Here is a 13,753-nt window from a genome sequence, read left to right on the forward strand (position 1 = left end):
TTATTTTTGTCTACACCCTCTCAGAAAACCGCGGCGCAGATGATCGGCCGTGTCGCCGTGCCAGACGAACCGTCTCAGCCCAACCATTTCGGTATAGTGACCGAGCCGCTCGGACTGGTTGTTGAGCAGCGCCTTGATCGGTGCGATATAGATGGCGCCCAGCCCTTCGGGCGGTGACTCAATGAATTGCGACAGGAGCGGGAAGATAGCCGCCTCGGTCTTACCTCCTGCTGTCGGCGCAAGGATGATGGCGTTGTCGCCCGCTAGGAGTGCCTCGCCCGCATCCTCCTGCACTGGGCGCAGACTCGTCCAGCCGAGCTGGGCGACGATGGCTTGTTGCAGGCGCGGTGCGAAGCGCGCAAAGACGCTCACCAGACATCTTCCTGGGGAATCAAAGCCTCATCCTCTGCATCGACATCGCTTGATGACACACCAGCAAGCAGGTGTTGCTCCTCCGCACTAAGCTGGTCTGGCCTGAAGCCATACTCGGTCATGGGATCGTAGTCGGCGTGCTCCTCGACCAAATCCAGCTGATTGACGAGTTCGCGCAGGAACTGTCTGGGCACGACACCCACATCGCCTTTGAAACCCCTGGTGACTTCAGTGACCAGTCGATCGACGAAGGTCGTGCTGATACAGGTTTCCAGTCTCGCCCGATCCTGAGCGGGGTAGATCTCGCGCAGACGCAGCGCCACGGCGCGCAGACGCTCGGCATCGAAGGGGGCGAGTGCAAGCTGGGCTTGACGCAGGCTCGCGAAACGTCCCTGCTGGAGGAAGCGGATCCGCTCATGCAAGGGCGTCAGACCGGCCACCCCATGACGGCTGTCGAAGAACTCTGGCGTCCCGGTGAAGAGCCAGACCAGCCCCGGATAGGATCCGGCCGCATCGGCGATCTGGCGGATCCCGTTGAGCGATTTATGCCGCGAATCGGCTCGCATCCGCAGGATCGTCTCGGCCTCGTCGATGACGATGACCAGGCCCGCATAACCCGCCGCCTTCACGATCTCCAGCACGCCGCGCAGATAATCGAGCGCATCGCGGCTACCAATGTCCCCCTTGACCCCGGCCGTCTGCTTGATCGAAGACGCGACATTTCCGCTGCCGCAGAGCCAGGAGAGCAGCGCACCCGCGCTGCTCGAGTCACCGGCCTGCTTGAGGTCGAAGACCCGCTGCACGACCCGGATGAAATCCTGCGGCGCCTGTCCGCCCGTCAGCGAGGAGAGATCCTCATCCAGTCGCTGCCGGACGCGATCATCGAAATCAGCGGCCTGCTCGTCTTCGCCAACGGCGATCAGCGCCGCCTCGATCCGTCCAATCCAGCGATCCAGGATATCGCCCAAAGCGCCGCGCGGACACGCCGTCGTGCTCAGCTCTGCGAGCACCTTGCGGTAAATGTCGTCAAAACGGTGGAAGCGCAGGTCATTGTCGGAGACGACAACAAAGCTGGTCGCAAACCCGCGCGCCTGAGCATCGAGCAACGCGAGACGCGCCATGAAAGTCTTGCCGCAGCCATAGCCACCTCGCAAAAACTTGATGGTGCCCTCCCCGTTCCCGGCCAAGTCCAACTGCCGATGCAGCTCGCCGCGAGGCTTCTCGCACCCGACGCCAAAGGCATCGATCCCTCGCTCGGGGACCAAACCCTTGCGCAACGATTCGAAGACATGCTCGACATCCTTGCGGGTCAATGTAGTCATTTTTTAGTGGTCAGTGGTCAGTGGTCAGTGGTCAGTGATTCGATCCAAACAAATCGCATACCGCGCTGGGCGCGGTTCAATCGCGAACATAGCGCTTCACCCCTCCGATCAAATCGATGCGCACCGCAAAGGGGACCTTGACCGCGAAGGACTCGAATTCTAGCGAAAAGCGCCGCAAACCCCGCTGCCCGCCCAGCATGCTGGCCGCCTCGCTCTCGGTCACGACACCATGCTGTGCCAGGTGCGCAAAGAGTTGGCGGACACCGCCCTCAGGCAGCCGCTCGAGCCAGACATCGGGCGTGCCCGCTGGATCTCTCAATGATGGCGTGCCGCTCATTCCCGCTGCGGCCACAGCGAAGCGCGCCTCTGGCATGCCGGATTCGACATCCGCTGCGGCACCCGGATGATACAGCTCGATCAACACCCGGGCGTCAGAGGATCCGGACAGGCGGAAGAACAGCTCGAAGGGTGCACCGACCTGCGCCCGCACGCCGCCACCGACCAGGCGTGCCGGACCACGCGTCTGGCACAGCTCAACCTGAACATCCGCCGCCTCAGGCACGCGCAAGGCCAACTCGAGCTCGCGCGGACTGCCGAAGTCGAGCTCGCACTGGACGGCGGCCTCGATCCGCACCGCGACACAGTGCATGCCTGCCACACCTTCGCGCCGCTCACCCCAGACGACATAGCGCTGTGCGCTGCCACCCGCGGCCGCCCGATGCACCAGCGTGAGCACCGGGATGACACGCTCCTGGAGACTGTTGCCGCCGTGCGCAAAGCCCCTGCGAGGTCGTCCGGTATCGAACAAGGCGGTGCTCTCGGGGAACATCAGATGCCCTGCCACACCCTCATACCCCAGCTCGGCCAGCGCCACCCTGACCTCGCCCGGGTGATCCGCCGCGGCCGGGGAAAAGACATGCCGACGCCCTGGATCGATCCGACGCCCGTGTGTCTGCACGGCAGCGGCCTGTGGATCGAGGAGCAGGAAGCCGTGATCCGCCGTCAGAACGAAGCGGCGCACCCCCGCATCGCGCAGGAGGCGCCATCCGGCGCGCAGCTTCTGCATGACATGCTCGAACACGGCCGGACCGACGCCCTTTTCCCCGGCATCATCGATCTCCTGGCTATGCACGACCACCAGTCTCGCCTGGGCAATCGCCCGCTTGAGCGAAACAGGATCGCGGGTCACCACCTCGTCCAACGTCAGCCAGGGACAGGTTCCACCGCCAACCCGATCATGGATGGCCCTTTGACGGGTGGCGGGATCCGTCACGCGAAACTCTCCGCGAGTGAATCCCAGCACGCGCCCCCCGCCCCCCTCAGTTGAGAGTACCGGACTCACGCGTCCGCGCGTCGCGACTGGTGCCAAAAGGTTCATGCCGACTTCGGTACAGGTTGGCAACTCCGCCAGACAGGGCTTCAGGGTGACCGTCGTCGCCGGTGTATCCACTAGCTGGCGATAAAGCTCATCGGCCATCTCATAACGGAAAGCATCAATGAGAAAATAGGCCGTGGTGCCAGATTCCCCGGTCAGCGGCCTGACCTGCTCGTCGAACAGATGTCGCTGCTGCAACCCTGCTTCCGGCAGAAATCCATGAGCGCGGCAGCGGGCGTTGAAATCTCGCGCCCAAGCGTCCGCCCAGGAACGCCAATGCCCCCGCAAACGATCGAGACAGGAACGCAGACTCTCGAACTCAGGAAGTTGTGGATAGAGCAGGGCCACGCGTCGCTGCTCCAAATGCCGGTGCGTTTGATCCACCGCCGCTCCGCGCTCGGTGTAGGCACTGATGGCGGTGACGAGATCCCCGACAGCGCCGAGCGTTCCTGCTTGCGCGATCGCTTGTCCCAGCTGGGCGGCGGCCAGCACCAGTTGCCAAGCCGAGGTTCGCGCCAGGTCATCGCGCACCCAGAAGGAGGGCTGCTTCGACTTCGCTCCGATCCGCAGATCCGCCCACTCCAACGCGCGCATCCAGTCCGAGGATTGCAGGGCAGCGAATGCGGCTTTCAGTACCCTGTCTTCCTCGAATCGGAAGGTGTCGATTCGCCCGAGGTCCTCCGCCTTCGCGGTCTCCACCTCTTCCGCCAGCAAAGCCTCGGTCTCATCGGCACAGCGCTGATAAAAGCCCGGATGACGCGCGCGCAGATGGGTTGCCAGCGTCCGACAGGTCTCGGTCAAACTCGGTGGCAGATCGATCGCACCGGCGAGTACCGCGCTGACAGGCGGCCGCTTGAGATCATGGACGTACTCGACGCAGAGCGCCCAGGCCGCAGCGGCAAAGGCAACCTCCTCGGCGCTCAGACGCGCCCGCGACGCAACCGACGGCAGCGCCGTTTCGCGCCAGGTGGACGGCCAGCCAGTCCAGACCCGGATCTGCTCCCAGAGCGCGGATTCCGCTTCCGGCTGGCCCAGCTGACCGGCGATGAAGCCACCCCCAAGGAGATCGTCGAGCACCGCTGTCGGCTGCAGCGAGCGCAACAGGGTGACGAGCTCGTTCGAACTCTCGTCGAGCAGCGCTGCCAGCCAGACGTCCGCTCCCTCAAGCGTCGTCTCCGGCTGCGTCCTGAAGGCCGCAATCTGCTCAGGCGTCACCTGGCCGGCCGCCGCCTCCGTGATCAGGGTGTCGAGTGCCTTGCGATAGCGCGACCCGGCGACATAGAGTTCGTAGAGCGGCGTCTCACGTACGGTCTCCTCGTTGAAGCCTGGCAGGTGTAACAACAGAGGAAGTCGATCGACGCCTACGGATACTTCCTCGGGCGCCAAGATCAACGCCAGATGACTGCCGCGGAAGGCGCGTACCTCGTAGGGCAGCTCACCTGCGTCACGCCGGGCCGCGAGCCGGTCGACGAAACCCGAGTAGTGGTTGTCCAGATCGAGCCAGACGACGGTGCCGTTTCGACGCACCCAGGTGCGTACCTCGGCTTCGAGCGTTTTGGAAACAGGGCCGAGATCGATCGTCATGATGGATCCGCAACGAGCTTCGCGTCCGGCCCGGAGCCCGATGCCGACTCGTACATACGCACGAGCAAATAGTCTTCCGTTGCCTCGAAATCCGGCGGCCGACCGTTGAGCCTGGTCAGCAATGGCACGATCTTGGTCCGCACCCCCATCCCGCGCGCATCGACATAGCCATAGTCTCGCAAGACATCCACGATCAACGGATTACGCGGCGAACGCTGGCCGGCGAGCATCTTCTCGACCGTCATGGAATTCTGCAAAGCGCCCGGACTCTTGACCTCCAACCGATCGCGATACTGAACCACTTCGACATCCTCGACGCGCGTCCAGTCACGGTGCGCAAAGGCGTTCACGATCGCCTCCCGGAGCGCTTCGCGTGGATACCGCCAATACCGGTCGCGTCGGATGCCATCGCTGAGCGTGGGAGACTCATCGCTCACGAAAGGTTGCATCCGCTCCAGGAGCCGCTCCAAGAGCCCGCCACGCTCGAATTCGCGAGATCCCTCCTTGTCGCGCCAAAAACCCACCAAGGCATCATCGATCACCGCGTCATCGGCCGCCGCATACTCCATCGTGTCGGCATCGAACGCCATCCAGCGCACGCCCGCCTGACGCAGGGCACGCCGTGGCCGCCGCCCGAAAAGCACGATGCCGGCAATGGTGCAGACGGATGCATCCGTCTGTCTCTCCGTCATGAATCCCATGCCGGAGAGGCGCCGCTCCCAGGCTGCCGGATTCACAGGAACCTCCGGATCCTGGATGACGTTCTGCAGATAATCCCGCAGCCGTTCAAGGTCGAGATCGTCCAGCCCCGTACCCGAGACCGGCAACAGCTCGGTGTGGAGCATGCCGCCGAGTGCGAACAGACGCGCCTGCTGCTCGCGCGTCGCCTTACGCGAGACGCTGCCGACGCGGACATAGACCTCCTCGCTCCCCTTGAAGCGCACCACATAGGGCTTGGCAGTTCCCTGCGTCAACGACACGACAGCCACACGCACGTCCGGCTCGACCTGCACCTCTTCATAGAACGGCAGAATCATTGGATGCACGTACTGACCGAACACCGTATCCATCAGCCACTCTTCGAGATTCGGCCGCTGAATGCCGGTCGGCGTGCCGTCGTCCTCAACACCGAGGAGCAGGCGTCCACCCTGGAAATTCGCCAAGGCGACGAGTTCCTTGGCAACCTGCTCTGGACGGACATCGTCACGTTTGAATTCAACGCCGGAGTTTTCGCCATTGGCGATGAGTTCCAATAGCTCGCTTTTAGTCATGGTCGGTCAATAGCCATACTTCGCTTGGCGTTGGATGAAGGCCGGCTTGCCACCTTCGAGGATGCGGGCCGCCTGGTCACGGATTTCCGGAACATCGATCGAGCCTTGCGCCTCCAGACAACCATGTTCCTCGGTCGCGGTGAAGACACCGATCCACTCGGCATCGCCGAAAACCGGGATGTTGGCGTTATGAGTTGCAAAGATGAACTGCCGGCTGGTCTTCGCCTCCCGCAACTCCCGAACGATCCGCTCCGCGATGAAGGCGTTGTCGAGGTTGTCCTCCGGCTGATCCATGATCAATGGATCCTGATTATCCAGCAGCAGCAGGTGAAGAATCGTCGTGCATTGCTGACCGGTCGAGAGATCGTGGAGGGATTTGTAGCGCTCCCCCTCATGCGAAATGTTGAGCTGAAGATCGATCTGATCCTCGAGATCGATCATCTCCAGATCCATGAGCTGTTTTTCGGTCAATCTGGTCAGTTTCTCGATCGTTCCCGAGGTCATGCCCCAGCCGAGGCCCCTTAGCCCCTCGTCCCCCTTGCGAATAGCCTCAACCAGGGTCGGAATACTCAGCGCCTCGGCCTCGTCGATCCAACCCGCCCGTTTTTCGTTGATTCCTGGGAGTTCGCAGAGCCAAGCCTTCAACGCCGCACGGTTTCCACCTGGAACGACATTGATCCGCAGCTTGCCGCGCAAACGCTTGTTGAGCCGCTTGGCGGCGGCTTGCAGTTCCTGCGTGCGTCGGGCGCGCAAATCAGACAGCTCCCCGAGGAGATTGCGTCGGTCTTGATCGAGCGTTTCGGTCAGTTTCCGGGCGACATCCAAATTGGTCTGTTTCGGCTGGATCTGCTCAATCTCCCGCAGCAAAGCTTGATAGGCGCGACCGACCTCCTTGCCGCTGCGGCCAGACACATCCGGAAGCTTGGCGAACTCGGCTTCCAGCGCCTGCTCCGCCGTGTCGAGTGCGGCCGCAAGCTCCTGTCCTAGTGTGCTCAGACCAGTACGGGCCGTCGAAACGGCAGTACGCAGCTCGCCCAGGCTCTTGCTGGCGGCTGTCTTCAGTGCTTCGAGGATCTCCCGACCACCGCCAAGCAGCCCCGCATGGGGCAGTCCGTCCAATGCCTTGTCGCTAAGAAAAACGGGGTCGGGCAAGGAATCCGCCAAGACTTGTGCAGCCTCCTCGACCCGCTGGACCTCTTCATCCATGCGTGGCTTGAGCTGACGCTCCCTTTCCAGCAAAGGCACCTGCTTCAGCTTTTCGTCGATCCCCAGAGCCTTGAACTGCGCAGCCTGCTCAGTCAGCTTGGGCAGTCGCTCGATGACCTGCTCCAGGTCGTCCTGGCTCGTGTGGGCGCGCTCCAGCGTCGCGGCGTTGTCGGTCAACCGCTTCCTGATATGTGCCAACTGAGACGCCTGCTTCGCCTCGTCCGGAAGGAACCGTTCAAGAATTCGGGTGAGCGCAGACGGATCTCGGGCGAGCTCGTAGATTTCGTTCTGGCCATAGATCTCGATCCCCGGGAAAAGATCGCGACCCGGATGAAGATTGGAGACATTGCCAGCGGCATCGAGGACGCGCGGCGGCTCACCGTATCGACGAACGACCCGGTAGCTCTGGCCTTGATTGGCGGCCGAAATCACCTCCAGCTCCACCCGGCCCGCTCCACCGAGATTCGCCTTGACGATCTGCTCACCCAGCCGTTTGGCCTCGGTGCCCTTGTAGTCGACATCGAGGGCGTACCGCAGACACTCCAGCAGCGTGGACTTGCCAGTCCCCCTTCCGCCGATAGCGGCATTCAGGTGGTCCGAGAAGTCAATGGTCACATTCTCGAAATAGCCGCCGGTGATCTGAAGTCGTTTGATACGCCCGTAGTGGTGCTCGGCCATTTGGTGATGGAGACGCATGCGCGACTCGGGATCCTTGAACGCGGTGAGAAACGACGCGAAGGTCGGCCGGGTCATCTTGATGTAGCAGGATGCCGAGGGGGCCAGCAGATCTTCCGGTTGAGACACATCGCTTGCGTTGATGATGGCGAGTTGAGTCTCACGCCGATAGTCGGGATTCTGATTCTTTGCGATCTGCTTGTATTCGACCGGCAAGTCATCAACCGACCCCGGAATCTGTGCCGCTCTCAGATGTGTAGACTTCCACAGATGATTCGCCTTCTGTTTCAGCAAACCGTTGGCTTGGGTGGCATGTGCCGCATAGCAGAATCCGCCCCATTCATCCTGCACGATCCGAAGCAACTCTTCGCCGCCGAGTTGGGATGGCTTGACCTTATCCTCGGAGTCCGTCAACTCAAATTTCCAGAGATAATGATTGAGCTGCTGGGTGGTCGTGCTTTCATCGAACAGGCAAACCCAGTGTATCTTTTCGGTTGTCGTGACCTCGAAGCCAGGAAATACCAGGATGCCGTGCGGTGATAGGAAATGACGGATGCGATCCACATCCGAGACGCTCCCATGATCGGCAATGCCCACGACCTCGATACCCGCCTCCTGACAGGCTTTCAGCAAGGCTTCCAAATATGCCTCGCCGCCCAGACCGTGATCCTGTCCTCGATAGGCCCGGCTATAGCCTTCAGGATTGACCTGCAAGGCGCATCTCCAAAATCGGGCATAGCTGAAAGAAGCGCTCACTACTCGACCTCCTCTTCGTCTTCCTCAGCCATACCTTCGTCACTTGGCTCCTCTTCGCCGGCATCATCGGTGCCGTCGAAGATTTCTTGCTGGACGACCAGGCTGGCGATGAACGCCTCCCGGTCTCGGACGAATCCTGGATTCTCGGTTTCAAATGCGGCGCGCGCCTCCCGCTCATCGGGCGCACGGAAGTGGAAATCGGCTAGTTGCCTGCCGGCAAGACGCAGCTCAATCTCCCAAACCTTAGCGGGCAGTGCCGACCAGAGTCCCGCTTCGAGGATGCAAAGCTCGGGGACAGGACGACGCCTGCCGCGACTGCGTATGCGCCGCTCGGCTTCCCGCTCGATTGCGGCCAATGCCTGCTGCGGGCAGTCGCGCAGGAAGTCGGCGCGGGCGTGTGGCTCGTCGGGTGCCCGCAAACGAAAATGGGCATCCTGCCTACCGGAAAGGCGCAGCTCCATCGCCCAGATCAGACCGGGGCGCGCGGTCCAGAGGCCAGACTCGAGCAGGATCAACTCGGAAACCACATTGCGTTGGTCGCCCCGTCCGATGCGGCGCTCGGCCTCTTTCTCAACGATTTCGAGGGCCTTCTCGGGATTTTCGCGCAGGAAGGCATCGCGGTGCAGATCATCTCCGGGGTCACCAATATCATCGCCGCCGGGTCGATACGGCGGCTCTTCGATGCGGAAATCGGGGGCGATCTCGTCCTGGAGGCGCAGTTCCCAGGCCCAGGCGCGGGCCGGGTGGTAGCGCCAGAAACAGCCGTGGGCAACGCCGAGCGAGGGATCGGCCTGGCATTTGCGGTCGACCCGCTCGGGCCAATAGCGCATGGCCAGATGCGACCAGTCGTAGTCCTTCTTGCCCTGGCTGCTGGCCAGCTCCTTCCACCATTTCCTGGGGTCTTTCCATTGGGGATCGAGCAGCGGCCAGAGGGCGGCTGCGTTGATCATGACGCCGTCGTCGAGGTCGGGGTCGTAGCGGGCGTCGCGCTCGCGCGCCGGGCACTTGGGGTCGGTCGGCGGCGGTCCGCGATCGGCGCACTGCTCAACCGCGGCGATGAAGTCGGCCAGCTCGTCGCGGGCCTTGAGCGAAACGGCGAGCCGGCGCTCGGCCGCTCGCGCCGCCTTGGGGTCGGCGCCGTCGCGGGCGGCGCGCAGATCGGCGAGCGTCCCGTCGAGCCGTGTGAGTGCCGGTTGCAGATGATCGGCGAGCAGCAGGCGCAGTGTCCGCTCGGTGAAGCGATGGATGTTGACCCAGGCGACGAAGGTGCGGTTGGCCGAGGACAGCGACCAGTGGATCGGGCGGTTCTCGTACATCGAGCGGTGCACGTCCTTGAAACAGTCGAGCGCCAGCCATTCGCGCAGCGACTTGCGCCGGGTGTCGAGGGCCGGACCGTATCGGTCCCAGGCCGCGTGCAGCGGGGCGGCGGCGGGATGGCCCAGACTGTCCCGCCGGTCCTCGGCATCAAGGGTGATGTCGAGGAAACAGAGGCCGTCGGGCAGCGCGTGCGTGAGATCGGCGCTCTGGGGGTCGAGGATGCCCTCCCCGCCCAGCCCCGGACCGCCGCCGAAGCGACCGAGCGCGACACCGAGCGCGAAGCTCAGATGGTCGGTCGGCGGCTCGAGGTCATACTCTGGCGCATAGTCCGGCAGCGGGGCGCCCTCGGGACGGTCGACGGCAGTCTGAGCCCAGTCTTGGGCATGGCGCCAGGGTGAGGGGCCGGGATGTTTGAATTCGACCGAAGGCTCGCGATGGACTTCATGTTCCGTAAAAGCATGCTCGATCAGCTCGACCAAGGCACGTGATTCCGGAACGGGCCAAAATGGCAATCGCTTTAGATCACCTACAGTAAAATCAATAGTCGGATTAAGGGCGGAGACAAGCTCACGCGCCTTGGCTGAATTCAGCAAAGCTACGACTTGATACGAGTTTTCCGGGAAAATCGATCGCGCTTTGTCACCGAATACCGAGTTGTAGCGATGAAGTCTTGCCGAGAAGTCTGATCCAGTCGTTTGTACTGCTACCCCGCGCGTTAAATAAAATGCTTCATTTTGCGGCCTTGCAGCTAACAAACCCGCTTCATGCCCCACTTTTATTTCCAGTCCATTGAAGCACCAATTAACCACTAATAAAAGCGGTTCTTCCCATGCCCTACCTTCCCCTCCTTTCATAAAAGGAAGCCAAATTGAGTTCCCAAAAAGGTCGTTTCGATTCGCAGATACCTTGACTTGATATTGCTTGACTTCCCAACAAAATCTAAGTGCTCTTGCATTATCACCAGTGCATAATCCCTGCCTAATTTCGTATAGATCACCGAATTTCGGCAAAGCATCGTAATGCTTAATGAAGCTATTGTCCCACCAATAGACTAGCGGCCACTCAGCCACCACCTTCAACACCGCCGGATCGAACTTGCACCGCCCAATCTGACAAACCGTCGCCACCCGCTTCCGCTGCGTCCGCTCGCCATCCCGTGACCGATCATCCCGCGGCGTCGGACAGATCGCCACGCTCTCGCCGCAAGGGTCACTCTTGCGGAAGACGCTCACGGCCACACTCACGACCTCATCCGGCACGTCTTCGAACGCACCGCGATCGAAATCCCCCAACGCCCGCAGATCGAACCGCTCCAGCAGATGCGCCCGCAGCGCCGCATACTGCTTGATGAACATCCAGTTGCGCATGGTCAGCATGGCCGACACCCCACCCTCGCGCACCAGTTCCAGCCCGCGTAGCAGAAAGGCGGCGTAGAGGTCCGCCTTACCGAGCGGATAGTGGCGCTCGACCCAGCGCACGTCGGCCAGCTTGGCGGTGCCCTGATAGGGTGGATTGGCCACCACCAGGTCGTAGCGCCCCGCCCCCAGCATCCGCATGAAGCGCACCCCGGCGGCCAGTTGCTCGCCGCGCAGACGCAAGCCCAGATCGTCGCCGCCGGTGTGCCTGCCCAGGAAGCGCTCCAACCGGTCGAGCAGAGTCGCCCGCGCCTCCTCCCGGCCCATTGGCGTGCGTTGAGGCTCCGAGAATCCGTCGAACAGATCGCCCTGCGCGGGCAGCTCGCGGCCCAGCTCCAAGTCGTGCCGCTCCAATGCCTCCTCGACCGCGCGGTCGATGCGCAGCAGGCTGCCCAGATGGTCGGCGCCGCGCAGTGCATGGACCAGGGTGTCGGTGAGCGCGGCGGGCAGTCCGATCTCGCGCTCGACCTCAAGGCGCAACTCCAGCAGCGCCGGGTCGTCGTCCGGCAGGCTCGCCAGACGCAGGTTGGAGGCGACCAGGTTGAGCCGCTCGGGCCGGACGTCAGGCGCCAGCCGGCGCGCCTTAAGCCAGAGCGCCGCAGCGGCGATCTGCACCGCGCGCGGGTCGAGGTCGATGCCGTGCAGGTTGTGGGCGAGGATGTGCTCGAGGATGGCGCGGTCGGTCCAGTCGGGATGCTCGGCTAGGCGCCGGTGCCTCGCCTCTTCAAGGTAGAGCGCGAACAACAGATCGAGCGCGGCAACCAGAAAGTGACCCGAGCCCACCGCCGGATCCAGCAGCCGCAGGTCACGGAGGCTGGCAGGCGCCTGCTCGACCGCGTCCTCCGGGATCGGCTGGGGGACGTAATAGGCCCAACGGCGCTCGCTGTCGGTCTGCAGCGGCATCAGCTCGGTGAGCGTCACCTCCCCCGACTCGCGCCTGGCCCGCCACTCGACGCGGCGCTCTTCCAAACGCTCCAGGGTGCCGTCGGTCTCGGCCTCGGGCGTCCAGCCGTGCTTCCTGCAGATGGTCAGCCAGAGCACGCCCAGGCTGTTCTGCAGCAGCCAGTCGACCATGTAGCGTTCGGTGAACATCTGGGTCTTGCTGGCGATCTCGTGCGGGGCGAGCTTGGCGCCGCCGTGCAGCTTGGCGTCGAGCGCCTCGCGCTCGGGGTCGTTCCAATACTGGTAGACCCAGCCGAGCGTCATGTCGTCGCGCCAGCAGGATTCCAGCTCCGGCCGATCGAACGCCTCGACCAGATGGCGCAAGGTGGCGGCCGGGATTGGGATCAGCTCGGCCACCCCTGCCGAACCATAGAGACCCGGCAGCTCGGTCGCCAGGTCCTCGAAGACCAGCCGAAGCAGAAAGGCATAGCCCTCGGTCTCGTCGCCACGCGCCAGCGCCGGGGCGAGCTGACGAAAGTCCTTGTAGGCTTGGCTCTCCCAGCCGCCGGTAAGCATGGCCGGGGCACGCAGCGGCTTCTCATGCTCGGAGCCCGCCGGGCCGGGTGCCTCCAGCAGACGCAGCATCACCAGCCGATTGAGCAGGGTGTAGGCGGCCTGCTTCTCGGCCTCGCGCCGAAAGTCATCGTCGTCCCGCGCGATCTCGGCGTTCGGCTGGGCACGCCGCTGCTCGGCGATCCAGCCCTCCAGACGCCGACGCCGAGCCTGTGCCGCCTCGCTGAGACCCGCATCCTGAACGCGGATGGACAGACGGTAGGCGGACTCGGTGGCTGCGTGCAGATCGGCGAGCAGGCGCTCGCGCAGGGCGCGGATGGTGGTCGCAAGGGCATTCTTGGCGGCGGGGGTCATTGGACATCGATTCCTTCGACATGGTCTCGCAGCCACTGTGCGAAGGCGTTCTCCGGGATCTTTCCCGCCGCCAGGTCGAGCACGGCCTGGGTCGCCGCCGCCTCGGTCGCGGTCAACGAAAGGCCATTGCAGGCAAGAAACACATAGGCGGCCATGAAGCCCGAGCGCTTGTTTCCGTCCACGAAGGGATGATTGCGAATAATGCCGGCGGCATAGGCCGCGGCAAGATCGGCAAGGTCAGGCTCGCCATAGGCGAGGATCTGTCGTGGCCGTGCCAGAGCGGATTCCAGCAACCCAACATCGCGGAGTCCCGAGGGTCCGCCATGATCGGCCAGCAGGCGCTCATGGATCGACAGCATGACATCCAGTCTGACCCAGACCGGCTCGGTCATTCCGACAGGACCTTGAGGGTGTTGCGATAGCGGCGCATGCCTTCTTCGGCAACCTTCATTTGGCACTCGAATTCGGGGTCATAGGGAGTCAGGCGATAACCGCCTTCGGGCGACTCGGTGAGAATCACCCGATCACCGTCTTCGAGGTGCAGACGATTCAGCGCCTCGCGAGGCAGACGCACACCCAGGGAGTTGCCGACTCTGACGACTTTCAGTTCGATCATGATGGTGCTCAACGGCTGTAATTATCGAGGTAATT

At 63.0% G+C, this 13,753-nt stretch carries 8 protein-coding genes; all 8 read right to left on the bottom strand.

Translation table 11 applies throughout. The annotated features are described in order from the left end of the window. Window positions 1-372 (bottom strand): DEAD/DEAH box helicase, encoded by a 372-nt coding sequence (locus THIVI_RS07120; RefSeq protein ID WP_041446876.1) that lies wholly within the window; start codon window positions 370-372, stop codon window positions 1-3. Continuing rightward, window positions 369-1,694 carry a BREX system ATP-binding protein BrxD gene (gene brxD, locus THIVI_RS07125; RefSeq protein ID WP_014777943.1) on the bottom strand — a complete coding sequence of 442 codons (1,326 nt, stop codon included), beginning with the start codon at window positions 1,692-1,694 and terminating at the stop codon, window positions 369-371. The genes THIVI_RS07120 and brxD overlap by 4 nt, the downstream gene beginning before the upstream one ends. A gap of 76 nt (window positions 1,695-1,770) precedes the next feature. Next, window positions 1,771-4,653, bottom strand: a complete 2,883-nt coding sequence (gene pglZ / locus THIVI_RS07130) for a BREX-6 system phosphatase PglZ (RefSeq protein ID WP_014777944.1) — start codon at window positions 4,651-4,653, stop codon at window positions 1,771-1,773. Continuing rightward, on the bottom strand, window positions 4,650-5,924 hold the full coding sequence (locus tag THIVI_RS07135) for an RNA-binding domain-containing protein (protein WP_014777945.1): 1,275 nt from the start codon (window positions 5,922-5,924) through the stop codon (window positions 4,650-4,652). Before THIVI_RS07135 ends, pglZ begins: the two co-directional genes overlap by 4 nt. Before the next feature lie 6 nt (window positions 5,925-5,930). After that, window positions 5,931-8,561, bottom strand: a complete 2,631-nt coding sequence (locus tag THIVI_RS07140; protein WP_041446877.1) for a TrlF family AAA-like ATPase — start codon at window positions 8,559-8,561, stop codon at window positions 5,931-5,933. Next, window positions 8,561-13,102: a BREX-6 system adenine-specific DNA-methyltransferase PglX gene (pglX, locus tag THIVI_RS07145; RefSeq protein WP_014777947.1), complete on the bottom strand. Its 4,542-nt coding sequence runs from the start codon at window positions 13,100-13,102 to the stop codon at window positions 8,561-8,563. Before pglX ends, THIVI_RS07140 begins: the two co-directional genes overlap by 1 nt. Further along, window positions 13,099-13,494, bottom strand: coding sequence for a type II toxin-antitoxin system death-on-curing family toxin (locus THIVI_RS07150; protein WP_014777948.1), 396 nt, complete (start codon window positions 13,492-13,494; stop codon window positions 13,099-13,101). Before THIVI_RS07150 ends, pglX begins: the two co-directional genes overlap by 4 nt. Then, window positions 13,491-13,718: an AbrB/MazE/SpoVT family DNA-binding domain-containing protein gene (locus THIVI_RS07155; protein ID WP_014777949.1), complete on the bottom strand. Its 228-nt coding sequence runs from the start codon at window positions 13,716-13,718 to the stop codon at window positions 13,491-13,493. Before THIVI_RS07155 ends, THIVI_RS07150 begins: the two co-directional genes overlap by 4 nt. Between the last annotated feature and the right edge of the window lie 35 nt (window positions 13,719-13,753).

Source organism: Thiocystis violascens DSM 198 (assembly GCF_000227745.2).
Classification (GTDB): domain Bacteria; phylum Pseudomonadota; class Gammaproteobacteria; order Chromatiales; family Chromatiaceae; genus Chromatium; species Chromatium violascens.

Bases quoted from the DNA above. Each gene is read 5' to 3' on its own strand.
- brxD (WP_014777943.1), bottom strand. From the start codon at position 1,694: ATGACTACATTGACCCGCAAGGATGTCGAGCATGTCTTCGAATCGTTG.
- THIVI_RS07135 (WP_014777945.1), bottom strand. From the start codon at position 5,924: ATGACTAAAAGCGAGCTATTGGAACTCATCGCCAATGGCGAAAACTCC.
- pglX (WP_014777947.1), bottom strand. From the start codon at position 13,102: ATGACCCCCGCCGCCAAGAATGCCCTTGCGACCACCATCCGCGCCCTG.
- THIVI_RS07150 (WP_014777948.1), bottom strand. From the start codon at position 13,494: ATGACCGAGCCGGTCTGGGTCAGACTGGATGTCATGCTGTCGATCCAT.
- THIVI_RS07155 (WP_014777949.1), bottom strand. From the start codon at position 13,718: ATGATCGAACTGAAAGTCGTCAGAGTCGGCAACTCCCTGGGTGTGCGT.
- pglZ (WP_014777944.1), bottom strand. From the start codon at position 4,653: ATGACGATCGATCTCGGCCCTGTTTCCAAAACGCTCGAAGCCGAGGTA.